This window comes from Pseudomonas sp. BN417, from assembly GCF_029871205.1.
GTDB lineage: Bacteria > Pseudomonadota > Gammaproteobacteria > Pseudomonadales > Pseudomonadaceae > Metapseudomonas.
The window spans coordinates 21,566-44,319 of sequence record NZ_SSOJ01000021.1; the positions used below are offsets into that span (position 1 = coordinate 21,566).

Below are 22,754 nucleotides of genomic sequence, written 5' to 3' on the forward strand. Positions count from 1 at the left end.
AGCACCCACGCGTGCCCTTCCGCGCTTGATATTCACCCAGCGCGGGTAGTCAGTGTCACCCGCTTTGGAAAGCTCAACGAGGCTGGCGCTATTGATCAATTGAAGTGCTCTATCTGTGAGCTTCTGGGGCATTACAAATACTCATTGCATGCCCTATGTACAAATTGTTAGTTTGCTCTAATGGTTTGTACATAGGATAGGTTCATACGATTTGCTCAATGCGCAGGAGTATAGGGTAGTGCTATGGAGCAGTCTGGAATAGTGGGGTTGAACCTCGAAGGAAAGCCCGAGCGCATAAACGATTTCCGCGACGCTCCCTTCTGCTCGCAACTCGCCCTGGCGCAGATGCTTGGCATCGAGCAGATCACTGAGGACGTGGTGCGCGGCTGGGTGGAGTCGGCCACGCTGCCGACGGTGAAGATCGGCCGTCGGCGGGTGATCAATCTTCATCGCCTGCGCACGGATCTGGATGGAGGCAAGACAGTGTTCAGTGCAGGGGACTATGCCGATGAGTAGTGATCTGTCGCCTCTATTCCTGCCGCGACCCCGCCTTCTGTGGCTGCTCTGCATGCTGCACCGTGTACCCCGAGGCAAGAGCCGGGCGCTGCCAATCCAGACGGTGCATCGGCACGCGCCTTACGTGGGGCCTTCCGGTCGATATCCCCATTCGGGAAGGCCGGAGTCGGTGGCGCTGGACCTGCGCTGCTTGCCGGAAGGGCCGGGGCTTTTCCTGCGTTACGTATACTGGTTCGCATACCCCGGCCCGAGGTGCTGGCGCGTTGCAAGGTGCCTTATGTGCGGTCACAGCTCGGTTGAGCTTCCCCCGATGACGGTGCGCAGGGAGGGCGATTGCTGGACGAGAGACTTTTACGAGAACGGCCATGCCGGGCGTCGAATCCGAAAGCAGGGCTTTTCCACCCGGGCCGCCGCCCGGCGTTACCAGGCCGATTCCATCGCTTTGCGAAGGATCACCGGTCACCCCCTGGATCAACGTCTCTCCGGACTGGCGATGCTCTGGTACGCATGCCACGGCCGAAGGCTCAAGGGGCACCAGGCACGGCTGCTCCACATCCTGTTCCTGATGGAGAAGAGTGGACATGCTCTAGTATGATTTCAATGATCGCAATGATTTCACTGGAGATGCCCATGGCCAGCATCACAATTCGCAATCTGGACGATGATCTGAAAGCTCGTCTTCGTGTCGTTGCGGCCAGTCATGGCCGGTCGATGGAGGAAGAGGTGAGGGTCATCCTTGCCGAAGCTCTGGCGAAGCAGGACAAGCCAAGCGGGTTGGGAACCCGTATCCATAAGCGCTTTGCTGCCTTGGGGGGAGTAGATCTCGAACTCCCGCCACGAACTGACAAAGCTCGAGCTGCGGACTTTGATGAATGATCCTGCTCGACACCAATGTGATTTCCGAGTTTATGAAGGCTAGGCCCGACCCGAATGTCGTGGCATGGGTAGATGCTCAGCCGGGTCGTGTCCTGGTGATTTGCTCCATTTCTGTGGCAGAGATTCTCTACGGTTTGGCGCGAATGCCAGACGGCAAACGGAAGAGCGGCATGCTGGAGATTGCTAAGGCCATCATCGAGGAAGACTTTGCCGGCCAGGTATTGTCCTTCGATACGGATGCGGCAGTGCATTACGCCGCGCTGGCGGCGATGAACGCGGCCAAGGGGAGGAGCGTGGGAATGGCTGACGCCCAGATCGCCGCTATTGCTCGGTTGCATGAAGCTACGATCGCTACACGCAACGTCCGCGACTTTGAGGCTTTCGGTGTTCCCTTGGTGAATCCCTGGGAAAACTGAGCGAGGAAGGGTTTGGTAGACAGGGTGTAGTCACTACCCCAGAAAGCACAAAGGGCTAGCTTTCGCTAACCCTTTGTTTTGTATGGTGGCTACACCGGGACTTGAACCTGGGACATCAGCATTATGAATGCTGCGCTCTAACCGACTGAGCTATGTAGCCGAGTGGCGCGCATTTTCCGTATCTCTCCGGGGGATGTCAACCCCTTCGCTTAGATAATTTTGTGATCTTTCAATCGTTTAGGCGGAGAGACGGTTTTCAGAGGGACGCGGTGGCCGCTGGGATGCATTTGCTGGAATGGGGGAGGGAAGGTGATGGGTTTCGCTTCGCTCTACGCCATCCTACGAATGCAAAAAGCCCCGGAGGTCCGGGGCTTTTTCGTGGATCAGACGTTGAAGCGGAAGTGCATCACGTCGCCGTCCTTGACGATGTACTCCTTGCCTTCCAGGCGCCACTTGCCGGCTTCCTTGGCCCCGTTTTCACCCTTGTACTGGATGAAGTCGTCATAGGCGACCACTTCGGCGCGGATGAAGCCTTTTTCGAAGTCGGTATGGATAACCGCGGCGGCTTGCGGGGCGGTGGCGCCGATGCGGACAGTCCAGGCGCGTACTTCCTTCACGCCGGCGGTGAAGTAGGTCTGCAGGTTGAGCAGGTCGTAGCCGGCACGGATCACGCGGTTCAGGCCCGGCTCTTCGAGGCCGAGGGCTTCGAGGAACATGTCCTTCTCTTCGCCGTCGTCGAGTTCGGCGATCTCGGCTTCGATCTTGTTGCAGACCGGTACCACGATTGCGCCTTCTTCTTCGGCGATGGCTCTCACCACGTCCAGGTGCGGGTTGTTGTCGAAGCCGTCCTCGGCGACGTTGGCGATGTACATCACCGGCTTGCTGGTGAGCAGATGGAAGCCGCGAACGAGGCGCTTCTCCTCGTCACCCAGGTTTTTCAGCAGGGAGCGCGCCGGCTTGCCTTCGCTGAAGTGGGGGATGAGTTTTTCCAGCAGGGCTTTCTGCGCCAGGGCGTCCTTGTCGCCACCCTTGGCGTTGCGGGCGACCTTCTGCAGTTGCTTCTCGCAGCTGTCGAGGTCGGCGAAGATCAGTTCGAGTTCGATGATCTCGATGTCGCGCTTGGGATCGACGCTGTTGGAAACGTGGATGACGTTGTCGTCTTCGAAGCAGCGCACCACGTGGGCGATGGCGTCGGTTTCGCGGATGTTGGCGAGGAACTTGTTGCCCAGGCCTTCACCTTTGGAGGCGCCCGCCACCAGGCCGGCAATGTCGACGAATTCCATGGTGGTGGGGATCACACGCTCGGGCTTGACGATTTCGGCCAGGGCGTTGAGGCGCTGGTCGGGCATCGGCACGATGCCGCTGTTCGGCTCGATGGTGCAGAAGGGGAAGTTCTCCGCAGCGATGCCGGACTTGGTCAGGGCGTTGAACAGGGTGGACTTGCCGACGTTGGGCAGGCCGACGATGCCGCAATTGAATCCCATGGTATGTGCCTCTGCGCGGAGTGGGGTCAAGCCTTCTGGCTGTGCAGCTTCTGCATCGCCTTGGTCCAATCACCGGCGAGCATTTCCGGCAGCACGCCGAGGGCGAAGTCGATGCTGGTGTCCAGGAGTTCCTGCTCGCTGCGCGGAGCGCGGCTGAGTACGAAACCGGAAACCAGGCTGCTGTGCCCCGGATGGCCGATGCCAAGCCGCAGGCGATGGAACGAATTCTGGTTGCCGAGCTGGGCGATGATGTCGCGCAACCCGTTGTGGCCGCCGTGGCCGCCGCCGGTCTTGAGCTTGGCGACGCCGGGGGGCATGTCGAGTTCGTCGTGGGCCACCAGGATGGCCTCGGGGGGAATGCGGAAGAACCCAGCCAGGGCCGCTACGGACTGGCCGCTGCGGTTCATGTAGGTGGTGGGGATCAGCAGACGAACGTCGCGGCCTTGATGGGAGAATTTCCCGACCAGGCCGAAGTATTTCTTGTCGAGGCTCAGGTTGGCGCGTTCGCGGTCCGCCAGGCGCTCCACGAAAAGGGCCCCTGCGTTATGCCGGGTCTGGTCGTATTCGGGGCCGGGGTTACCCAGGCCGACGATCAGTTGGATGGCAGTCACTACAGGGGCCCTTTATCAGGCTATGCAGAGTAAGAAATTACTCGGCGGCGCCTTCCTCTTCTTCCTTCACCACGCGGGAAGCGTGGATGTTGGCAACTGCCAGGTCGTTGCCGTGGGCCAGGGCCACCAGCTCAACGCCTTTCGGTGCCTTGATGTCGGACAGGTGCACGGTCTGACCGACTTCGACCTTGGCCAGGTCGACTTCGATGAACTCCGGCAGGTCTTTCGGCAGGCAGGAGACTTCGACTTCGGAGATGGTGTGGGAAACTTCGCCGCCGCCTTGCTTCACGCCAACGGAGGTAGCTTCGTTGATGAAGTGCAGGGGTACGTGGGCAGTCAGTTTCTGGCCGGCAACTACGCGCTGGAAGTCAGCGTGCAGTACGAAGCCTTTGGCCGGATGACGCTGCAGGGCCTTGATCAGAACGGTTTCGGTAGCGCCGGAAACGTTCAGGGCGATCACGTGGCTGAAGGCAGCTTCGTTTTCCAGCAGCTTGGCCAGGTCTTTGGCCAGCAGGCTTACGGATTGCGGGGCTTTCTCGCCGCCGTATATAACAGCGGGAACCAGGTTGGCGTTACGACGCAGGCGGCGGCTCGCACCTTTCCCCAGGTCAGAACGCGCTTCGGCATTCAGGGCAAACTCGGACATTGCATTTCTCCAAAATAACCAAATCGCCCGTAATGCTTGCGACCAGCATCCGGGCGGTTGGGCAAAAAGCCCCGCCGTAGCGGGGCGCGTTTCGTCAGGTATGCCCGCTTAGCGGAACATCGCGCTGATCGATTCCTCATTGCTGATGCGGCGAACCGCTTCAGCCACAACCGGTGCGATATCCAGCTGGCGGATACGCGAACAGGCTTGCGCCGCGGCGGACAGGGGGATGGTGTTGGTCACCACCAACTCGTCCAGCACGGAGTTTTCGATGTTCTCGATGGCACGGCCGGACAGCACCGGGTGGGTGCAGTAGGCGTAGACCTTGGCAGCGCCGTGGTCCTTCAGGGCCTTGGCAGCGTGGCCGAGGGTGCCAGCGGTGTCGACCATGTCGTCGACCAGCACGCAGGTGCGGCCTTCGACATCGCCGATGATGTGCATGACTTCGGACTGGTTGGCCTTGGGACGACGCTTGTCGATGATGGCAAGGTCGACGCCCAGGGACTTGGCCACGGCGCGGGCACGAACCACACCGCCGATGTCCGGGGAAACGATCATCAGGTTTTCGAAGCGCTGGTCTTCGATGTCATCGACCAGGACCGGGGAGCCGTAGATGTTGTCCACGGGGATATCGAAGAAGCCCTGGATCTGGTCGGCGTGCAGGTCGACGGTGAGCACGCGGTCGATACCGACCACGGTCAGCATGTCGGCCACTACCTTGGCGCTGATTGCCACACGGGCGGAGCGCGGACGGCGGTCCTGGCGGGCATAGCCGAAGTAGGGGATGACTGCAGTGATGCGGGACGCCGAGGAACGGCGGAAGGCGTCGGCCATCACCACCAGTTCCATCAGGTTATCGTTGGTCGGTGCGCAAGTCGGCTGGATCAGGAAGACGTCCTTGCCGCGGACGTTCTCGTTGATTTCAGCACTGATTTCGCCGTCGGAGAACTTGCCTACGGAGGCATCGCCGAGGGGGATATGCAGTTGACGTACGACGCGACGCGCCAGATCGGGGTTGGCGTTCCCCGTGAAGACCATCATCTTGGACACGCGCAGTACCTGCCGGCTGAGGGTGGGCCTGATGAATCAAAAAGCCGTTCAAAGGCCGTGGCTTTTGAACAGCTTTTTAAGTGTATGGCAGGGGCGGCTGGATTCGAACCAACGCATGGCAGGATCAAAACCTGCTGCCTTACCGCTTGGCGACGCCCCTATATGTATAACTTGCTCTGCAGGACTTTCGTTTCGTTGTGCGCATAACCCGTTGGGTTAATGGCAGGGGCGGCTGGATTCGAACCAACGCATGGCAGGATCAAAACCTGCTGCCTTACCGCTTGGCGACGCCCCTGTATCGTACAACCGAATGCCTTGCATTCCTTCTCAAGCCAGTTTTTGAAGCTTGCGGTGCAACATCGAGATGTTACGCCCCTGAGCGACAAAGCTCGGCAGAGTGGCCGGAAGTTGGCGGCGAACTTTATCAGCATCGCCCTTGTTTGGGAAGCTCCCAAACACACAAGCTCCAGTGCCGGTCAATCTAGCTGAAGTAAATTTACTCAACAAGATCAGCGCGTTACGTACATCCGGGTAACGCTTCTCGACCACCGGCTGGCAGTCGTTTCGACCGCCCCCCTCAAGAAGGCTGCGAACTTTAATGGGCGGCGTATTTCGTGTCAACTCGGGATCGGAGAAAACTTCTGCTGTGCTGACAAAGACTTGCGGTACGGCGACGAGAAACCAGGGTTCCGGCAGCTCCACCGGCGTCAGCTGCTCGCCGACTCCCTCGGCGAAGGCGGCGCGGCCGCGCACGAAAACCGGCACGTCGGCGCCCAGGGAGAGGCCGAGTTCGGCCAGGCGGTCCTCGTTCCAGCCCAGGTTCCACAGGTGGTCCAGGCCGAGCAAGGTGGTGGCGGCGTCAGAGCTGCCGCCGCCGATGCCGCCGCCCATGGGCAGGCGCTTGTCGAGCCAGATATCGGCGCCAAGCCGGCAGCCGGATTCGGCCCGCAGCTTGCGGGCGGCGCGGACGATCAGGTTGCTGTCGTGGGGAACGCCGGGCACCTCGGTGCGCAGGTGGATTTCACCGTCCCGGCGCAGGGAGAAGCCCAGTTCGTCGCCATGGTCGAGGAACTGGAAGAGGGTCTGCAGCTCGTGATAGCCGTCGGCGCGGCGGCCGAGGATGTGCAGCATGAGGTTGAGCTTGGCCGGGGCCGGCAGGATGAGTTGCGCGTCCCGCATCACTGGCCGAGCTGGCGCGGCTGCCAGTCCTTGATCACCAGGGTGATATCGAGGTCCTCGCCCTGCAGCTTGATGCGTTCGGGCAGGGAATAGCCGTTCTGCTGGACGTAGCTGAGGTACTGCACCTGCCAGCCGTCCTGCTCCAGGCGGGACAGGTGGCTGGCGCCGTCGAGCGTCAGGTGGCTGCGGGTTTCCGGGGCGGGCAGGCCGCGCACCCACCAGAGCAGGTGGGAAACCGGCAGGCGCCAGCCGAGTTGTTCTTCCAGCAGGGCCTCGGGAGATTCGGCCTGGTATCGGCCCTGGTTGGCCACTTCCAGGACGATTTCGCCGGGGCGCCCGGTCAGGCGCGCGGCGCCGCGGCCCAGCGGGCCGGAGAGGCGGATGTCGTAGTAGTCCTGGCGCTGCAGCCAGAACAGGGTGCCGCTGCCCGAGTCCTTGGGCGCGCGAATGCCCACCTTGCCGCTGATCTGCCAGGCGTCGAGGGCGCTGATCTGGGCCTTGTGGGCTTTCCAGGTGGCCTGGTCGCCCTGGCCTTCCAGGGTTTCGTGGGGAGCGAGGGCGGCACAGCCGCTGAGCAGGACCAGCGCAGCGGCGGCCAGAAGCTTAGGTAAACGCATGGATCAGAGGGTTCCGGCGCCGGTCAGGCGTTGCAGGGTGTCACGGAGAATGGCGCTATCGGGCTGTTTCTGCAGGGCGTCGGCCCAGACCTTGCGGGCTTCGGCCTGCTTGCCGCGGGCCCAGAGCACTTCGCCCAGGTGGGCGGCCACTTCATGGTCGGGGAACTCCTGGAGGGCCTGGCGCAGGAGCCGTTCGGCCTCGTCCAGGTTGCCCATGCGGTAGTTCACCCAGCCGAGGCTGTCGAGGATGGCCGGGTCCTCCGGGTTGAGCTTGTGGGCTTGTTCCACCAGCTTCTTGGCTTCGTCGTAGCGCGTGGTGCGGTCGGCCAGGGTGTAGCCCAGGGCGTTCAGCGCCATGGCGTTTTCCGGCTCGCGCTCGATGATGAAGCGCAGGTCTTTCTCCAGCTGGGCCAGGTCGTTGCGCTTCTCGGCCAGCATGGCGCGGGTGTAGAGCAGGTTCAGGTCGTCGGGGAACTGCTGCAGGCCCTGATGGATGACCTTCCAGGCGCGCTGCGGCTGCTGGCGCTCGGCCAGGCTCTCGGCCTCGATCAGGTAAAGCTGGATGGCGTAGTCGGGCTGGGTGTCCCGGGCCTTGGACAGGCGCGCCTCGGCTTCATCGGTGCGACCGCTATCCAGGAGGATTTCCGCCTGGCGGATCTGCGACGGCAAGTAGTCGTTGCCGGGCCCGACCAGGGCGTATTCGATCAGCGCGCTTTCCTTGTCGCCACGTTTCTCGTAGACCTGGCCGAGGTTGTAGTGGGCCGAGTCGACGTGGCTGCCGCGGTCCACCAGCTCTTCCAGGTAGACCTGGGCTTCGTCCCAGGCCTCGCCTTCCAGGCACACCAGGGCCAGGGAGTAGCGCAGGTCGTCGTCATCGGGGAACTGCTGGACCAGCCCGGCGAACTCGGACTTGGCCTCGTCCAGGCGGTCCTGCTCCACCAGCATGCGGGCGTAGGTGAGGCGCAGGCGCTTGTCGTCCGGGTGCTGCTTGATGGCCTTCTGCAGCAGCGGCAGGGCCTCGTCGCCACGCTCCAGGCTCTGCAGCAGGCGGGCGCGGAGCAGAATAGGGGCGATTTCCTTGTCGTCGGACGGCACGCCTTCGAGCAGGGTCAGGGCTTCTTCGGTGCGGCCGTCCTGTTGCAGCAGCACGGCCTTGCCGAACACCAGTTGGCTGTTGTGCGGGTGCTTGGCCAGCAGGCGGTCGAAGCTCTGCAGCAGGCCCGCACGGGTATCGGCATCGGTCTCCACGGCGGAGAGGGCGAGGAAGTCGAAATGGGTGTCGCCCTGGCCTTGGAGCACTTTCTCCATATAAGCCATGGCTTCGTCGTAGCGGCCGGCGCGGGCCAGCTGCACGGCGGCAGCGCGCTGGGCGTCGAGGTTGTCGGGTGCGTTCTTGGCCCAGATCAGGGCGGTGTCCAGGGCGGCCTGGTCGGCGCCGAGGTACTCGGCTATGCGGAAGGCGCGCTCGGCGACTGCCGGGTCCTGGGTGGCATTGGCCTGCTGTACGTAGTTGCCCAGGGCGATATCGAAGCGATTGCGTTGCCCGGCCAGTTCGGCGGCGAGCAGGGCATAGAGGGTTTCGCGGCTGAACGAGCCATAGACCTCGGGCTTGGCGGGCGCGGAGGCCTTGCTGCCTTCCTCTGCCGACGGGGCACCGTCCGGGGACTTGTGGGTCAAGCTCTGACAGCCGCCGAGGAACAGCAGGGCGGTCAGCAACGCGAGGGATCTATTCATAGAGGCGGAGGGCGACTAACCAGCGGTGGCTCATCATGACACAAGCCATCCGGCAAGCACATGGGGCGCGGCCCAACCGGCGGCGGGCAAAAACCTGTTCGGTGAGACAATTATCGGCGGTGGTTGTCGTCGTACGGGTGAAGTAGGACAATTGCGCGCCCTCCTGATTCAGTTAGCGACCCTGCATGGCCTTCATTGCTTTAGGTATCAACCACAAGACCGCCTCGGTAGATGTCCGCGAACGCGTGGCCTTCACCCCCGAGCAGTTGGTGGAGGCCCTGCAGCAGCTGTGTCGCATCACGCCCAGCCGCGAGGCGGCCATCCTCTCCACCTGCAACCGCAGCGAGCTCTACCTGGAGCAGGACCACCCCAGCGCCGATGAAGTGCTCGCCTGGCTGGCCGGCTACCACAACCTTAGCCTGGAAGAACTGCGCGCCTGTGCCTATGTGCACACCGACGACGACGCGGTCCGCCACATGATGCGCGTCGCCTCCGGGCTGGACTCCATGGTCCTTGGCGAGCCGCAGATCCTCGGCCAGATGAAGTCCGCCTACGCGGTGGCGCGCGAGGCCGGCACCGTCGGTCCGCTGCTCGGCCGCCTGTTCCAGGCCACCTTCAGCACCGCCAAGACGGTGCGCACGGATACCGCCATCGGCGAGAACCCGGTTTCCGTGGCGTTCGCCGCCGTCAGCCTGGCCAAGCAGATCTTCTCCGACCTGCACCGCAGCCAGGCGCTGCTGATCGGCGCTGGCGAGACCATCACTCTGGTTGCCCGTCACCTGCACGAGCAGGGCGTGAAGCGCATCGTGGTCGCCAACCGCACCCTGGAGCGCGCCAGCATCCTGGCCGAGGAGTTCGGCGCACACGCCGTGCTGCTGGCCGACATGCCCCAGGAACTGGTCAACAGCGACATCGTCATCAGTTCCACCGCCAGCCAGCTGCCGATCCTCGGCAAGGGCGCCGTGGAGCGCGCGCTGAAGCAGCGCCGGCACAAGCCGATCTTCATGGTCGACATCGCCGTGCCGCGCGACATCGAGCCCGAAGTGGGCGAGTTGGATGATGTCTACCTCTATACAGTGGACGACCTGCACGAGGTGGTCGCGGAAAACCTCAAGAGTCGCCAGGGTGCCGCCCAGGCCGCGGAGGAGCTGGTGGGCGCCGGGGTCGAGGACTTCATGCAGCGCCTGCGCGAGCTGGCCGCGGTGGATGTGCTGCGCGCCTACCGCCAGCAGGCCGAGCGCCAGCGCGACGACGAGCTGGCCCGGGCCCTGCGCCTGCTGCAGAACGGCACGTCCGCCGAGGAAGCGCTGGCACAGCTCGCCCGTGGCCTCACCAACAAGCTGCTGCATGCTCCCAGCGTGCAACTGAAGAAACTCTCCGCCGACGGGCGCTTCGATGCGCTGGCCGTGGCCCAGGAACTCTTCGCCCTCGACGAGGGCTCGGATAAACGTTCGCAATGAAAGCTTCCCTGCTGAACAAGCTCGACCTCCTCCAGGACCGCTACGAGGAACTCACCGCCCTGCTCGGCGATGCCGAAGTCATCAGTGACCAAGGCAAGTTCCGCGCCTATTCCAAGGAGTTCGCCGAGATCGAACCGGTGATCCTCGCCTTCCGCGAGTTCCGCAAGGTGCAGGGCGACCTCGAAGGTGCCCAGGCCCTGCTCAAGGACAGCGACCCGGACCTGCGCGAGATGGCCGAGGAGGAAGTGGCCGACGCCCGCGAGCGGCTGGTCGAGCTGGAAAACCGCCTGCAGCGCATGCTGTTGCCCAAGGACCCGAACGACGGCCGCAACGTCTTCCTCGAAGTCCGTGCCGGCACCGGCGGCGACGAGGCGGCGATCTTCTCCGGCGACCTGTTCCGCATGTACTCGCGCTATGCCGAGCGCCAGGGCTGGCGTGTCGAGATCCTCTCCGAGAACGAGGGCGAGCACGGCGGATTTAAAGAAGTGATCGCCCGGGTCGAGGGCGACAACGTCTATTCCAAGCTCAAGTTCGAGTCTGGCGCGCACCGCGTGCAGCGGGTGCCGGAAACCGAATCCCAGGGCCGTATCCATACCTCCGCCTGCACCGTGGCGGTGCTGCCGGAGCCGGACGAGCAGGCCGCCATCGAGATCAACCCCGCCGACCTGCGTGTGGATACCTACCGCGCTTCCGGCGCCGGTGGCCAGCACGTGAACAAGACCGACTCGGCCGTGCGCATCACCCACATTCCCTCGGGCATTGTGGTCGAGTGCCAGGAAGAGCGTTCCCAGCACAAGAACCGCGCCAAGGCCATGGCCTGGCTCGCGGCCAAGCTGAACGACCAGCAGGAGGCTGCAGCGCACAAGGAAATGTCCGATACCCGCCGCCTGCTGGTGGGCTCCGGCGACCGCTCCGAGCGCATTCGCACCTACAACTTCCCGCAGGGCCGGGTCACCGACCACCGCATCAACCTCACGCTCTACGCGCTGGACGACATCATGGCCGGCGGCGTGGACGCGGTGATCGAGCCGCTGCTCGCCGAATACCAGGCCGACCAGCTGGCGGCCCTGGGAGACTGAGCGTGACCATTATCGCCAGCCTCCTCAGCCAGGCTAACCTGCCGGATTCGCCCACTCAGCGCCTCGACGCAGAGCTGCTGCTCGCCGCTGCCCTGGGCAAGCCGCGCAGCTTCCTGCACACCTGGCCGGAGCGGGTGGTTTCCACGGAAGTGGCAGACCGTTACTCCGCCTTCCTGGAGCGCCGCCGCAGCGGTGAGCCGGTGGCTTACATCCTCGGTCACCAGGGCTTCTGGAGCCTGGACCTGGAAGTGGCGCCGGATACCCTGATCCCGCGCCCCGACACCGAATTGCTGGTGGAAACCGCCCTGGCGCTGCTGCCGGCGAGCACTGCCGAGGTGCTCGACCTCGGCACCGGTACCGGCGCCATCGCCCTGGCACTGGCTTGCGAACGCCGCGGTTGGACGGTCACGGGCGTGGACCGGGTATCCGCTGCCGTGCAGCTCGCCGAACGCAACCGCGCCCGGATCAAGCTGGACAATGCCCGCTTCGTCGAGAGCCACTGGTTCTCTGCCCTGGGCGAGCAGCGTTTCGCCCTGATCGTCAGCAACCCGCCCTATATTGCCGCCCGGGACCCGCACCTGGCCGAAGGCGATGTGCGCTTCGAGCCCGTCAGCGCCCTGGTGGCCGGTGCCGATGGCCTGGACGACATCCGCATCATCATCCAGGACTCGCCCCGCCACCTGCTGCCCGGCGGCTGGCTGCTGCTGGAACACGGCTTCGACCAGGCCGCCGCAGTGCGCGAACTGTTGACCCGCCAGGGCTTCAAGGTGGTGGAAAGCCGCCGCGACCTCGGCGGCCATGAACGCATCTCCCTCGGACAATGGCCATGCTGAGCGATCAGGAACTCCTCCGCTACAGCCGGCAGATCCTCCTGCCGCAGATAGATGTCGACGGCCAGTTGCGGCTGAAACAGGCCCGCGCGCTGATTGTCGGACTCGGCGGCTTGGGTTCTCCGGTTTCCCTCTACCTGGCCGCTGCCGGCGTCGGCGAGCTGCACCTGGCGGACTTCGACACGGTCGACATGACCAACCTGCAGCGGCAGATCGTCCACGACAGCAGCAGCGTCGGGCAGAGCAAGGTCGACTCGGCCATGGGCCGTCTCGCCGCGCTGAACCCGGAAGTGCGCCTGGTGCCCGTCACCCGTGCGCTGGACGAGGATTCCCTGGCCGCTGCCGTGGCCACCGTGGACCTGGTGCTGGACTGCACCGACAATTTCGGCACCCGCGAAGCGGTCAACGCCGCCTGCGTGGCCGCCGGCAAGCCGCTGGTGTCCGGCGCCGCCATCCGCCTCGAAGGCCAGCTTTCGGTGTTCGATCCACGTCGCGACGACAGCCCCTGCTACCACTGCCTCTACGGTCATGGCAGCGAGGCCGAACTGACCTGCAGCGAAGCCGGCGTGGTCGGCCCGCTGGTGGGGCTGGTGGGCTGTCTGCAGGCGCTGGAAGCGCTCAAGCTGCTGGCCGGCTTCGGCGAACCCATGGTGGGGCGCCTGCTGCTGGTGGATGCCCTTGGCAGCCGTTTCCGCGAACTGCGGGTCAAGCGTGACCCGGCCTGCGAAGTCTGTGGGGCTCGGCATGCCTGAGACGGCGCCGGTAGGCGTCTTTGACTCGGGCGTGGGTGGTGTCTCCGTGCTACGGGAGATCCGCGCGCTGCTCCCCAATGAGTCCCTGCTCTATGTAGCCGACAGCGGCCATGTGCCCTATGGCGAGAAGAGCGCCGACTTCATCCGCGAACGCAGCCACCACATCGCCGAGTTCCTCCTCGGCCAGGGTGCCAAGGCCCTGGTGCTGGCCTGCAACACCGCTACCGTGGCCGCCGTGGCCGACCTGCGTGAGCGTTATCCACAGCTGCCCATCGTCGGCATGGAGCCGGCGGTGAAGCCGGCCGCCGCCGCTACCCGCAGTGGTGTGGTAGGCGTATTGGCGACCACCGGGACGCTGAAGAGCGCCAAGTTCGCCGCCTTGCTGGACCGTTTCGCCGGTGATGTGCGGGTGATCACCCAGCCCTGCCCGGGGCTAGTCGAACGCATCGAGGCCGGCGACCTGATGGGCCCGGATACCCGCCAGCTGCTGGCCGGCTACGTCGAGCCCCTGCTGGCCGAAGGCTGCGACACGCTGATCCTCGGCTGCACCCATTACCCCTTCCTGCGCCCGTTGCTGCACCAGCTGGTGCCGGACTCGGTCAGCCTGATCGACACCGGTGCCGCGGTGGCCCGACAACTGCAGCGCCTGCTGGATGCGCGTGGTCTGCTGGCGGCGGGACCGGCCGAGCGCTGCCGCTTCTGGTCCAGTGGCGACCCCGCGGCGATGCAGGAAGTACTGCCGATTCTCTGGGGCGACTCTGCCCGAGTGGACAAGTTCCCAGGCTGAGGCGGAAAGTGGCCTAGATTGCTTTCCCCGATTAAAAAGCTATCTATAATCGCTGACAGGTATTAACACTTTCTGTCAGCACTTCAGAAAAAGGACTGTTTTGAATGAAGAAGTTTTTCTGCTGGGCCGCAGTTGCAGCCATTTCTCTCGGTCAGGCCGTCACCGCCCAGGCAGCAGGCGTCTCCCTGGACATCGGCCAGACCGGTGAATCCACCATGACTTATCGGCTGGGCACCCAGTTCGACTTCTCCAGCAGCTGGTTCCAAAGCGACGTAGGACGCCTGACCGGCTACTGGGATGCTGCCTACACCTACTGGGATGGCGACGAGAGCGCCAGCAACCATAGCCTGTCCTTCACCCCGATGTTCATCTACGAATTCGCCGGCGAGACCGTGAAGCCCTACGTCGAAGCCGGTATCGGCGTCGCCCTGTTCGACAGCACCGAGCTGGAAGACAACGACCTGAGCACCTCCTTCCAGTTCGAAGACCGCCTGGGCCTGGGCTTGCGCTTTGCCAACCAGGAAGTCGGCATTCGCGCCATCCACTACTCCAACGCCGGCATCAAACAGCCGAACGATGGTATCGAGACCTACAACCTGCACTATCGCCTGTCCTTCTGAGGCATAGCTGCAAGACCAGAAACCGGGCCTAGCGCCCGGTTTTTTATTGGCTGTCGACTGGGCGCAAGTCGTAGGTTGGGCTGAGTTCAGCGAAGCCCAACAGGCGGAGCCGCAGCAACCTGCCAAGAGCGCTCCGCCAGGTTCCTGAAGGCAACCAGCGCCCGTTCACGGCTGGCGGAAAGGTCCACCAGCGGCGCGGGATAGCTATCCACACCGAAGAGCCCGCCGAGGCCGGCGGGGTTGTGGATATCTCGCTCGTCCAGGTGCTCCAGCTCCGGCAGCCAGCGGCGCAGGAATCGGCCGTCCGGATCGAAGCGTCGGGACTGGCTGATGGGGTTGAATATGCGGAAATAGGGCGCGGCGTCGGTACCGGTGGAGGCGCTCCACTGCCAGCCGCCATTGTTCGCCGCCAGGTCGCCGTCGATCAGGTGGCGCATGAACCAGCGTTCGCCCTCGCGCCAATCGATCAGCAGGTTCTTGGTCAGGAACATGGCCACCACCATGCGCAGGCGGTTGTGCATCCAACCGGTGGCCAGCAATTGGCGCATGGCTGCGTCGATTATCGGGATGCCGGTGCGGCCCTGCTGCCAGGCCGCCAGTTCGTCCGGGGCGTGGCGCCAGGCCAGGTTCTCGGTTTCCTGGCGGAAGGCGCGGTGGCGGGAGACCCGCGGGTAGCCCACCAGGATGTGCTTGTAGAACTCGCGCCAGAGCAGCTCGTTGATCCAGCAGGCGGCACCGGGGTTGCCGCTGTCGAATTCCCCCTGGTTGCCCTGCAGGGCCGCGTGCAGGCACTGGCGGGGCGAGAGCACGCCGGCCGCGAGGTAGGGGGAGAGCTGGCTGGTGCCGGGCTGGGCGGGGAAGTCGCGGCGCTCTTCATAGCACCAGAGCTCTTCCAGGGCGAAGGTGTCCAGCCGGTCGCGGGCCGCATCCTCGCCCGCCGGCCAGAGCTGGCGCAGGCTGTCCGGCGGGGTGGGAAACCCCTCCACCTTGGTGGGCGGGAAATCGCAGGCGATCCCCAGGTCGGCCTGGGGACGCGGGGCGGGAAGGCAACTCGGCAGGGCGCTGTGCAGGCGCTGGTAGCAAAGCTTGCGGAACTGGCTGTAGACCTGGAAATAGCCGCCCGACTGGGTAAGCAGGCTGCCGGGGCGGAAGAACAGCTGGTCGAGGTGGCTTTGCAGGTGGATGTCGTCCGCGGCCAGTGCGGCGGCCACCTGTTGGTCGCGTCGGCTTTCGTTGACGCCGTATTCCTCGTTGACCTGCACCGCGCCCAGGTCGAACTCGTGGCACAGTCCCCGGACCAGCTGCGGTGCCTCTGCCCAGGTGTCGGCGTGGCGGACCAGCAGCGGCACATTCAGCCGGCGCAGGGACTTGGCTAGCTCGGCGAGGTTGCGCAACCAGAAGTCCACCTTGGCCGGGGCGTCGTCGTGGGCCCGCCACTGGCCGGGGCTGATGATGTACAGGGCGAGCGTGGGGCCGGCCAGAAGGGCGGCGTGCAGGGCGCTGTTGTCCAGCACCCGCAGGTCGGTGCGGAACCACATGAGCTGGCGCATGAGTCTTTCCTTTATCGGTTGTGCAGCAGGCCGAGGTCGAGCAGGGCCTGGAGTGCGTCCAGCGGGGTTTCGGCCAGCGTGGTGCCGGGCTCGACTCCGGTCTGGTGGATGGCCGCCGCAGGGCCACCCAGCAGGCAGGGGCATGGGTGGCCGTTGAGCAGCCTGGGCAACTGGTCCTGGCGCAGCGGCTGGCTGGAGTAGAGCAGCAGGGCGCGAGGCTGGATGCGCGCCACCGCCAGGCTCAGCTCGACCGCGGGCACCGACCAGTCGAGCACTTCCACCGAGCAATCGGCGCTGCTGACGAGCCAGGCGGTGAGCCAGAGGCCCGGCTCCATTGGCAGGTCGGAGCCGTTTACCAGCAGCAGCGGGGCTCCACCGCATTGCCGGTTGTTGTGGTAGATGCGTGCGCCCAGCTTGGTGCGCAGCCAGGAGTGGAGGAATACACGTTCGACCTGGCTGCCGAACTGGCCGCGCCAGCGCTGTTCCAGCTCATCCAGCAGGGGCTGCAGTAGCTGGCGGTAGAGGGTCAGGGGCGGGTAGAGCGCCATGGCGGCATTGAAGCGCTCGTCCAGCTGGCGCTCGGCCAGGTTGGCGATGGCCTGCATCAGGTAGCGGCGCTGCTCCTCCCAGGGTGAAGCCGGCGAGGCGTCCGCTGCAGTGGGTGTCTGGGGGGTGTTGAGCAAGCCCTTGACCTGGCCTACCGCAATGCCGCGTTCCATCCAGGTGAGGATCAGGCGGATGCGCGCCACGTCCTCTGCGCTGTAGAGGCGGTGCCCCGAGCCGGTACGCAGCGGCACAATCAGGCCGTAGCGGCGCTCCCAGGCGCGCAGCGTCACCGGGTTGACGCCGGTCTGCCGCGCAACTTCGCGAATCGGCAGCAGGCCCTTGGCGAGGGCGGCCTGGTAGTCGGTCTCCCGTGGGCTGTCGGAAGTCTTGTCCATGGCTAGAGGACGTTGCGCAGGCTGAGTTCTTCCGGATGCGGCTGCAGATAGGCCTGCTGGGTGATGTAGCTGTCCGGGTGGCTGTTGAAGTGGTGCTTGAGCAGGGTGAGGGGTACCACCAGCGGAACCATTCCGGAACGGTACTGCTCGATCAGGCGCTGGATCTCGGCTTTCTCGTCCCGGTCCAGATGGCGCTTGAGATAACCGCAGAGGTGCTGCAGCACGTTGCTGTGGCTGCCGCGAGTGGCGCACTTCTTCAGGGCCGCCATCAGCGTCGAGAAGTAGCGCGGGCCGATCTCCTGCGGCGCATGGGCGCCGACGTTGCCGAGCAGGCGGCCGAGGGCCTTGTACTGCACCGGGTCGTTGGCCATCAGTTGATACTTGTAGCGGGAATGGAAGTCGATGATCGCCTTGTGGCTGAGGCCCTCGCGGCACAGCTCCTGCCATTGCGCGTAGGCGTAGACGCGGGTGAGGAGGTTCTCCCGCAGCTCCGGGTCGTTGAGGCGGCCGGCTTCTGCCAGCGGCAGGTCGGGGACGTAGTGCGCCAGGCTATGGCTGCACAAGCGTGACTCCTTGTGCCCTGCGTTGTAGCGCACAGGGGCGCCGAGCAGGCAGGCGCTGATACCCAGTTTGGGGCGCTGCGGCAGATCGAAGGGCATGGGCATGGAGCGCTACCTGGACATGACTTATACAGAGGCTTTTTCATGTACAGCTTTTCTGCAATCATAGGCAGCAAGTTGTACAAGTCAAATGACTTGTACAGGCTTTGGACAGGAGGTGCAGCGAGCCAGCAGAGGGAGAAGTTCTTCAGCGTTGGACGGCCTCACGGCCGTCCATTTCGGTAGCAGCAACTTGTAGCGCGAGCCGCGGCGCGGTTACAGATGCTCGAGCAGCCGGCGGGCGGCCTCCTGGCCGCTGAGCCAGGCACCTTCCACTCGGCCGGACAGGCACCAATCGCCACAGGCATAGAGGCCCAGGTCGGCATCGGCCAGTGCACCCCACTGGTGCGCCTGGCAAGGCCGGGCGTAGAGCCAGCGGTGGGCTAGGCTGAAGTTCGGTGCCGGTACGGCGCAGCCGATCATTTCCGCGAAGGCGCCGTGGAGGTGCTCGATCACCGCTTCCTTGGGCATGTCCAGGTGCTGCCTGCTCCAGGCGCTGCTGGCATGCAGGACCCAAGTGTCCAGGCCGGCCTCGCGACCGGGCTTCGAGCGGTTGCGCGCTACCCAGTCCAGCGGATTGTCCTGCACGAAGCAGCCCTCGACACGCGTATCCAGCGGCGTGTCGAAGCCCAGCGCCACCGCCCAGGTGGGCTCCATGGCGACGCTGGCGGCAGCACCGGCGAGCTTGGGTGCCGAGGCGAGCAAAGCCGTGGCCTGTGGGGCAGGGGTCGCGACTATGACATGGCTGAATGGGCCGTGGCTGAGACCCTCGGCATCCTGCAGGCCCCAGTGGCGTTCGCCGCGGAAGACTTCGGTGATACGGCAGGCGAAGTTCACCGGCAGGGCGCCAAGCATGGCGCGGGTAATCGCACTCATGCGCGGTGTGCCGACCCAGCGGATCTGCTCATCCGGCGAGGGGTGCAGGCGGCCGTCGCTGAAGTTGTAGAGGCTGGGCGACCACTCCGCGACCCAGCCCCGGTCGCGCCATTGCTGGACCACTTCGGCGAAGCGGCGATCGCGGGCGGTGAAGTATTGCGCGCCAAGGTCCAGCGAGCCGGCATCGCTGCGCTTGCTGGCCATGCGCCCGCCACTGCCGCGACTCTTGTCGAAGAGCTCAACGTTCTGCCCAGCCGCATGTAGCGCCTGGGCGGCGGAAAGGCCGGCTATGCCGGTTCCGATGATGGCGATAGGTGCACTCATGGTCTACCTCGTTACCTATGGCTTACAGGCTACGCTTTAGACAAGACCTGTACAATATTCAAGCTCTGTACAGGTTGATCGGTTCCAATCGCGGTCTTCTGCAATTCTGACGGTGCGTGGCTCAATCCAGGGCACGTCCGAACGTCATAAACCAGACTAGGGCGATATCCGTACTTAGCGCCATGCGAGGAGGATGCCATGCACATATTGCTGACCGGCGGTACTGGTCTGATAGGTCGCGCGCTCTGCCAGCGCTGGTTGGACGACGGTCACCAGCTCACCGTGCTCAGCCGCCGGCCGCAGAGTGTCGCCAGCCTGTGCGGGCGCACGGTGCGTGGAATCAGCGGATTTTCCGACTACGGCGACGAGCCGCTGGACGCCATAGTCAACCTGGCCGGCGAACCTATCGCCGATCGGCCCTGGAGCAACAAGCGCAAGGCACAGCTTTGGGGCAGCCGCATCACCCTTACCGAGCAGCTGCTGGAGTGGCTGGAAAAGCGCGAACAGAAGCCGCGGCTGCTGCTCAACGGCTCGGCCGTGGGCTGGTACGGCGATGGCGGTGAACGCGAACTGACCGAGGGCTCGCCGCCGGTGACCGAGGACTTCGCCAGTCAGCTCTGCGTGGCCTGGGAGGAAACCGCGCAGCGTGCGGAAGCTTTTGGCACCCGTGTGGTGCTGGTGCGCACCGGGTTGGTGCTGGCGCGGGACGGTGGCTTCCTCAAGCGCCTGGTCCCGCCATTCAAGCTGGGGCTCGGCGGAGCGCTCGGCAATGGTCGGCAATGGATGTCCTGGGTGCACCTGGATGATCAAATCGCCCTGATGGATTTTCTCTTGCGGCGGGAAGACGCGCGCGGTCCCTATAATGCGTGCTCGCCGCAGCCAGTGCGCAACCGCGATTTCGCCCGCAGCCTCGGGCGCGCGCTGGGGCGGCCGGCCTTCATGCCGGCGCCGGCCTTCGTCCTGCGCCTGCTGCTGGGCGAGTTGGCCGGCCTGCTGTTGGGTGGCCAGCGAGCGGTGCCGGCGCGCCTGCAGGCGGCGGGATTCACCTTTGCATTCACCGATCTGGACACGGCGCTCGGCGACTTGCTGAAGCCTAAGGATGTTTGATGACTGATCACGCGCTGCTGCTGGTCAACCTGGGATCCCCGGCTTCCACCAAGGTGGAGGATGTGCGGAGCTACCTCGACCAGTTCCTCATGGACCCTTATGTGGTCGACCTGCCCTGGCCGCTGCGGCGACTGCTGGTTTCGCTGATCCTGATCAAGCGGCCGGCGCAGTCGGCCCATGCCTATTCGTCCATCTGGTGGCCGGACGGCTCGCCGCTGATCGTCCTCAGCCGCCAACTGCAGGAGGCCATGGCGCCGCACTGGCCCCACGGGCCGGTGGATCTGGCGATGCGCTACGGCGAGCCGTCGATCGAAGGTGCCCTGCGCAAGCTCGCCGGGCAAGGCATCAAGCGCGTGACTCTGGCCCCGCTTTATCCTCAGTTCGCCGAGAGCACCACCACCACCGCCATCGAAGAAGCCCGCCGGGTGGTCCGCGAGCTGGGCCTGCAACTGCAGGTCTCAGTGCTCGAGCCGTTCTTCGCCGAACCCGATTACCTGGACGCCCTGGTGGCCAGCGCGAAGCCCTATCTGGAGCAGGACTTCGACCACCTGCTGCTGAGCTTCCACGGCCTGCCCGAGCGGCACATCCGCAAGCTGGTCAAGGGTATCGACCCGCAGCATGACCTGCGCGCCAGGGATAGCAGCGGCGTCAGCGACGAGGTGTTGGCGGTCTGTTACCGCAGCCAGTGCCAGCGCACCGCAGAGGCCTTCGCCAAGCGCGCCGGGCTGCAGCCCGGGCGATGGTCGGTGTCCTTCCAGTCGCGCCTGGGCCGGGACAAATGGATCGAGCCCTATACCGAGACCCGTCTCGAGGAACTGGGCCGCCTGGGCGTCAAGAAGCTGCTGGTGATGTGCCCGGCCTTCGTCGCGGACTGCATCGAGACGCTGGAGGAAATCGGCCAGCGCGGCAGCGAGCAGTTCCAGGAGGCCGGTGGCCAGGAGCTGGTGTTGGTGCCCTGCCTGAACAGCCACCCGCAATGGGTCGCGAGCCTCGCGCGGTTGTGCGAGACGGCGGTGCGTCCGCTCTGAAGCTGTCGGCCATATTTCGAATTACGACATCATCCGGAGGGCACGAGACGCATTCATGTCGCCTATATGTCGCGCTCTTCGGTATTCAGGCTGTCCATGGCCACCTAAGCTGGGTTCTCCTACCACCGTCGTGCGCCGCACCGCGGCGCCGAGGAGAGCCCAGTGCAGAACAAGAACAACGGCTACCCCTCGAGTCTGTATGCCTGGACCACAGTCGCCATCCTGATGCTGGCCTATGTGTTGTCCTTCATCGACAGGCAAATCCTCAACCTGCTGGTGGAGCCCATCCGCCGCGACCTTGCCATCAACGATACGCAGATGAGCCTGTTGATGGGCCTGTCCTTCGCGCTCTTCTACACCGTCTGCGGCATCCCCCTCGGGCGCCTGGCTGACAGTCGCAGCCGGCGCGGCCTGATCGCAGTCGGTGTGCTGTTCTGGAGCGCCGCCACCGCGGCCTGCGGCATGGCCAGGCTGTACTGGCAGTTCCTGCTATGCCGCATCGGTGTCGGCGTTGGCGAGGCGGCGCTGTCGCCGGCGGCCTTCTCGCTGATCGCTGACAGCTTCCCCAAGGAACGCCGCGCCACAGCCATCAGCGTCTACTCCATGGGCGTCTACCTGGGCTCCGGGCTGGCCTTCCTGCTCGGGGGGCTGGTGATCAAGTTCGCTTCGGCCCAAGGCGAAGTCACCCTGCCGCTGCTGGGCGAAGTGCGTCCGTGGCAGCTGATCTTCCTCGCCCTGGGCGCAGCCGGGGTGCTCTTCACCCTGCTCATGCTGGCGGTGCGCGAACCGCAGCGGCGCGGCGTCGGCGCCGGGGTCGTGGTGCCCCTGGCCGAAGTCGGGCGCTACCTGCGCAGCAACAGACGCACGGTGATCTGCCACAACTTCGGCTTTGCCGGCCTGGCCTTTGCCGGTTATGGCAGCGCCGCCTGGATTCCCACCTTCTACATCCGCACCTATGGCTGGGACGCCGGCCAGGTGGGCGTGGTCTACGGCAGCGTGGTGGCGGTGTTCGGCTGCCTGGGCATCGTCTTCGGCGGGCGCCTGGCGGACTGGATGGCCAAGCACGGGCGAAGCGATGCCAACATGCGCGTCGGCCTCTTCGCCGCCCTGGGCGCATTGCCGCTGGTGGTGCTCTTCCCGCTGCTGGACGATGCCTTCTGGGTCACGGTGCTGATGGCGCCCACGGTGTTCTGCCTGAGCATGCCCTTCGGCGTCGCGCCGGCGGCGATCCAGGAGATCATGCCCAACTCCATGCGCGGCCAGGCCTCGGCCATCTATCTCTTCGTCATCACCCTGATCGGCCTGGGCCTCGGGCCGACGGCGGTGGCGCTGTTCACGGACTACGTATTCGGCGACGACGCCGCGCTGCGCTACTCCCTGCTGATCGTCACCTCCCTCGCGGTGACCAGTTCGGTGGTGCTGTTGTGGATGGGGCTCAAGCCCTATCGGGAAAGCCTGAAGCGACTGCAGCAGTGGGGCGTGGAGGTACAGGACGACGCCACGCTCCGCGATGCGCAGCCTTCGTAGGTTGTGGCTGAGCAAAGCGAAGCCCAACGATTCCCGGAACTCCGCTGTTGGGTTTCGTCGAACTCAGCCCAACCTACGGAAGCCT

23 protein-coding genes and 3 tRNA genes are annotated in these 22,754 nt (G+C 64.8%); 12 read left to right on the forward strand and 14 right to left on the reverse strand.

Features of this window, described 5'->3' with window-relative positions:
• The first annotated feature begins 243 nt into the window (after positions 1-243).
• The 3 genes from E8F11_RS01135 (at position 244) to E8F11_RS01145 (ending at position 1,808) form a co-directional block, all read left to right on the forward strand.
• Positions 244-516: a DNA-binding protein gene (locus E8F11_RS01135; protein WP_280286968.1), complete on the forward strand. Its 273-nt coding sequence runs from the start codon at positions 244-246 to the stop codon at positions 514-516.
• Positions 517-1,146: 630 nt separating this feature from the next.
• A complete protein-coding gene (locus E8F11_RS01140; RefSeq protein WP_280286969.1) occupies positions 1,147-1,392 on the forward strand; it encodes an Arc family DNA-binding protein in 246 nt (81 codons plus the stop codon).
• The gene (locus E8F11_RS01145) at positions 1,389-1,808 is read left to right on the forward strand and encodes a type II toxin-antitoxin system VapC family toxin (RefSeq protein ID WP_280286970.1); all 420 of its coding nucleotides are present in this window, start codon (positions 1,389-1,391) and stop codon (positions 1,806-1,808) included. Before E8F11_RS01140 ends, E8F11_RS01145 begins: the two co-directional genes overlap by 4 nt.
• An 83-nt stretch (positions 1,809-1,891) precedes the next feature.
• Here the strand turns inward: E8F11_RS01145 and E8F11_RS01150 are convergent.
• The 10 genes from E8F11_RS01150 to E8F11_RS01195 all read right to left on the reverse strand — a co-directional run bounded on the left by E8F11_RS01150 (position 1,892) and on the right by E8F11_RS01195 (position 9,129).
• A tRNA-Met gene (locus tag E8F11_RS01150) sits at positions 1,892-1,968 on the reverse strand.
• A 223-nt stretch (positions 1,969-2,191) separates the two neighbouring features.
• Positions 2,192-3,292, reverse strand: a complete 1,101-nt coding sequence (ychF, locus tag E8F11_RS01155; RefSeq protein ID WP_280286971.1) for a redox-regulated ATPase YchF — start codon at positions 3,290-3,292, stop codon at positions 2,192-2,194.
• A 26-nt stretch (positions 3,293-3,318) separates the two neighbouring features.
• Positions 3,319-3,903 (reverse strand): aminoacyl-tRNA hydrolase, encoded by a 585-nt coding sequence (gene pth / locus E8F11_RS01160; protein WP_280286972.1) that lies wholly within the window; start codon positions 3,901-3,903, stop codon positions 3,319-3,321.
• 37 nt (positions 3,904-3,940) lie between these two features.
• Positions 3,941-4,549 (reverse strand): 50S ribosomal protein L25/general stress protein Ctc, encoded by a 609-nt coding sequence (locus E8F11_RS01165; protein WP_280286973.1) that lies wholly within the window; start codon positions 4,547-4,549, stop codon positions 3,941-3,943.
• Positions 4,550-4,657: 108 nt separating this feature from the next.
• Entirely contained in the window at positions 4,658-5,599 is a 942-nt protein-coding gene (locus E8F11_RS01170; RefSeq protein WP_028629917.1) for a ribose-phosphate pyrophosphokinase, read from the reverse strand.
• A gap of 85 nt (positions 5,600-5,684) precedes the next feature.
• Positions 5,685-5,759, reverse strand: a tRNA-Gln gene (locus tag E8F11_RS01175).
• A 60-nt stretch (positions 5,760-5,819) separates the two neighbouring features.
• Positions 5,820-5,894: transfer RNA gene (locus E8F11_RS01180), tRNA-Gln, on the reverse strand.
• Between the two features lie 32 nt (positions 5,895-5,926).
• The gene (gene ispE, locus E8F11_RS01185) at positions 5,927-6,778 is read right to left on the reverse strand and encodes a 4-(cytidine 5'-diphospho)-2-C-methyl-D-erythritol kinase (RefSeq protein WP_280286974.1); all 852 of its coding nucleotides are present in this window, start codon (positions 6,776-6,778) and stop codon (positions 5,927-5,929) included.
• Entirely contained in the window at positions 6,778-7,395 is a 618-nt protein-coding gene (gene lolB / locus E8F11_RS01190; protein ID WP_280286975.1) for a lipoprotein insertase outer membrane protein LolB, read from the reverse strand. Before lolB ends, ispE begins: the two co-directional genes overlap by 1 nt.
• 3 nt (positions 7,396-7,398) lie before the next feature.
• Positions 7,399-9,129, reverse strand: a complete 1,731-nt coding sequence (locus E8F11_RS01195; RefSeq protein WP_280286976.1) for a tetratricopeptide repeat protein — start codon at positions 9,127-9,129, stop codon at positions 7,399-7,401.
• Positions 9,130-9,314: 185 nt separating this feature from the next.
• Between E8F11_RS01195 and hemA the strand changes: the two genes are divergently transcribed.
• From hemA to E8F11_RS01225, 6 genes are all read left to right on the forward strand, one after another.
• A complete protein-coding gene (gene hemA / locus E8F11_RS01200) occupies positions 9,315-10,589 on the forward strand; it encodes a glutamyl-tRNA reductase (RefSeq protein WP_280286977.1) in 1,275 nt (424 codons plus the stop codon).
• The gene (gene prfA, locus E8F11_RS01205; protein WP_280286978.1) at positions 10,586-11,668 is read left to right on the forward strand and encodes a peptide chain release factor 1; all 1,083 of its coding nucleotides are present in this window, start codon (positions 10,586-10,588) and stop codon (positions 11,666-11,668) included. Before hemA ends, prfA begins: the two co-directional genes overlap by 4 nt.
• Before the next feature lie 2 nt (positions 11,669-11,670).
• Positions 11,671-12,501 (forward strand): peptide chain release factor N(5)-glutamine methyltransferase, encoded by an 831-nt coding sequence (prmC, locus tag E8F11_RS01210; RefSeq protein ID WP_280286979.1) that lies wholly within the window; start codon positions 11,671-11,673, stop codon positions 12,499-12,501.
• Positions 12,495-13,250, forward strand: coding sequence for a molybdopterin-synthase adenylyltransferase MoeB (locus tag E8F11_RS01215; protein ID WP_280286980.1), 756 nt, complete (start codon positions 12,495-12,497; stop codon positions 13,248-13,250). The genes prmC and E8F11_RS01215 overlap by 7 nt, the downstream gene beginning before the upstream one ends.
• The gene (gene murI / locus E8F11_RS01220) at positions 13,243-14,037 is read left to right on the forward strand and encodes a glutamate racemase (RefSeq protein WP_280286981.1); all 795 of its coding nucleotides are present in this window, start codon (positions 13,243-13,245) and stop codon (positions 14,035-14,037) included. The genes E8F11_RS01215 and murI overlap by 8 nt, the downstream gene beginning before the upstream one ends.
• 104 nt (positions 14,038-14,141) lie before the next feature.
• Positions 14,142-14,657, forward strand: a complete 516-nt coding sequence (locus E8F11_RS01225; protein WP_280286982.1) for an acyloxyacyl hydrolase — start codon at positions 14,142-14,144, stop codon at positions 14,655-14,657.
• Between the two features lie 86 nt (positions 14,658-14,743).
• On the opposite strand, the gene phrB is transcribed toward E8F11_RS01225, so the two are convergent.
• The 4 genes from phrB to E8F11_RS01245 all read right to left on the reverse strand — a co-directional run bounded on the left by phrB (position 14,744) and on the right by E8F11_RS01245 (position 19,007).
• A complete protein-coding gene (gene phrB, locus E8F11_RS01230; RefSeq protein ID WP_280286983.1) occupies positions 14,744-16,207 on the reverse strand; it encodes a deoxyribodipyrimidine photo-lyase in 1,464 nt (487 codons plus the stop codon).
• An 11-nt stretch (positions 16,208-16,218) separates the two neighbouring features.
• Positions 16,219-17,148 (reverse strand): MerR family transcriptional regulator, encoded by a 930-nt coding sequence (locus E8F11_RS01235; RefSeq protein WP_280286984.1) that lies wholly within the window; start codon positions 17,146-17,148, stop codon positions 16,219-16,221.
• Positions 17,149-17,150: 2 nt separating this feature from the next.
• Positions 17,151-17,813, reverse strand: coding sequence for a DUF1722 domain-containing protein (locus tag E8F11_RS01240; RefSeq protein ID WP_280286985.1), 663 nt, complete (start codon positions 17,811-17,813; stop codon positions 17,151-17,153).
• Positions 17,814-18,023: 210 nt separating this feature from the next.
• On the reverse strand, positions 18,024-19,007 hold the full coding sequence (locus tag E8F11_RS01245) for an NAD(P)/FAD-dependent oxidoreductase (protein ID WP_280286986.1): 984 nt from the start codon (positions 19,005-19,007) through the stop codon (positions 18,024-18,026).
• Between the two features lie 198 nt (positions 19,008-19,205).
• Here E8F11_RS01245 and E8F11_RS01250 point away from each other — a divergent pair, with 198 nt between their 5' ends.
• The 3 genes from E8F11_RS01250 to E8F11_RS01260 all read left to right on the forward strand — a co-directional run bounded on the left by E8F11_RS01250 (position 19,206) and on the right by E8F11_RS01260 (position 22,669).
• Positions 19,206-20,114: a TIGR01777 family oxidoreductase gene (locus tag E8F11_RS01250; RefSeq protein WP_280286987.1), complete on the forward strand. Its 909-nt coding sequence runs from the start codon at positions 19,206-19,208 to the stop codon at positions 20,112-20,114.
• Positions 20,114-21,142 carry a ferrochelatase gene (gene hemH, locus E8F11_RS01255; protein ID WP_280286988.1) on the forward strand — a complete coding sequence of 343 codons (1,029 nt, stop codon included), beginning with the start codon at positions 20,114-20,116 and terminating at the stop codon, positions 21,140-21,142. Before E8F11_RS01250 ends, hemH begins: the two co-directional genes overlap by 1 nt.
• Before the next feature lie 162 nt (positions 21,143-21,304).
• Positions 21,305-22,669 (forward strand): MFS transporter, encoded by a 1,365-nt coding sequence (locus E8F11_RS01260; protein WP_280286989.1) that lies wholly within the window; start codon positions 21,305-21,307, stop codon positions 22,667-22,669.
• Positions 22,670-22,754: the final 85 nt, after the last annotated feature.

Bases quoted from the DNA above. Each gene is read 5' to 3' on its own strand.
- E8F11_RS01135 (WP_280286968.1), top strand. From the start codon at position 244: ATGGAGCAGTCTGGAATAGTGGGGTTGAACCTCGAAGGAAAGCCCGAG.
- E8F11_RS01140 (WP_280286969.1), top strand. From the start codon at position 1,147: ATGGCCAGCATCACAATTCGCAATCTGGACGATGATCTGAAAGCTCGT.
- E8F11_RS01145 (WP_280286970.1), top strand. From the start codon at position 1,389: ATGATCCTGCTCGACACCAATGTGATTTCCGAGTTTATGAAGGCTAGG.
- ychF (WP_280286971.1), bottom strand. From the start codon at position 3,292: ATGGGATTCAATTGCGGCATCGTCGGCCTGCCCAACGTCGGCAAGTCC.
- E8F11_RS01165 (WP_280286973.1), bottom strand. From the start codon at position 4,549: ATGTCCGAGTTTGCCCTGAATGCCGAAGCGCGTTCTGACCTGGGGAAA.
- ispE (WP_280286974.1), bottom strand. From the start codon at position 6,778: ATGCGGGACGCGCAACTCATCCTGCCGGCCCCGGCCAAGCTCAACCTC.
- lolB (WP_280286975.1), bottom strand. From the start codon at position 7,395: ATGCGTTTACCTAAGCTTCTGGCCGCCGCTGCGCTGGTCCTGCTCAGC.
- E8F11_RS01195 (WP_280286976.1), bottom strand. From the start codon at position 9,129: ATGAATAGATCCCTCGCGTTGCTGACCGCCCTGCTGTTCCTCGGCGGC.
- hemA (WP_280286977.1), top strand. From the start codon at position 9,315: ATGGCCTTCATTGCTTTAGGTATCAACCACAAGACCGCCTCGGTAGAT.
- prfA (WP_280286978.1), top strand. From the start codon at position 10,586: ATGAAAGCTTCCCTGCTGAACAAGCTCGACCTCCTCCAGGACCGCTAC.
- E8F11_RS01215 (WP_280286980.1), top strand. From the start codon at position 12,495: ATGCTGAGCGATCAGGAACTCCTCCGCTACAGCCGGCAGATCCTCCTG.
- murI (WP_280286981.1), top strand. From the start codon at position 13,243: ATGCCTGAGACGGCGCCGGTAGGCGTCTTTGACTCGGGCGTGGGTGGT.
- E8F11_RS01225 (WP_280286982.1), top strand. From the start codon at position 14,142: ATGAAGAAGTTTTTCTGCTGGGCCGCAGTTGCAGCCATTTCTCTCGGT.
- phrB (WP_280286983.1), bottom strand. From the start codon at position 16,207: ATGCGCCAGCTCATGTGGTTCCGCACCGACCTGCGGGTGCTGGACAAC.
- E8F11_RS01235 (WP_280286984.1), bottom strand. From the start codon at position 17,148: ATGGACAAGACTTCCGACAGCCCACGGGAGACCGACTACCAGGCCGCC.
- E8F11_RS01240 (WP_280286985.1), bottom strand. From the start codon at position 17,813: ATGCCCATGCCCTTCGATCTGCCGCAGCGCCCCAAACTGGGTATCAGC.
- E8F11_RS01245 (WP_280286986.1), bottom strand. From the start codon at position 19,007: ATGAGTGCACCTATCGCCATCATCGGAACCGGCATAGCCGGCCTTTCC.
- E8F11_RS01250 (WP_280286987.1), top strand. From the start codon at position 19,206: ATGCACATATTGCTGACCGGCGGTACTGGTCTGATAGGTCGCGCGCTC.
- hemH (WP_280286988.1), top strand. From the start codon at position 20,114: ATGACTGATCACGCGCTGCTGCTGGTCAACCTGGGATCCCCGGCTTCC.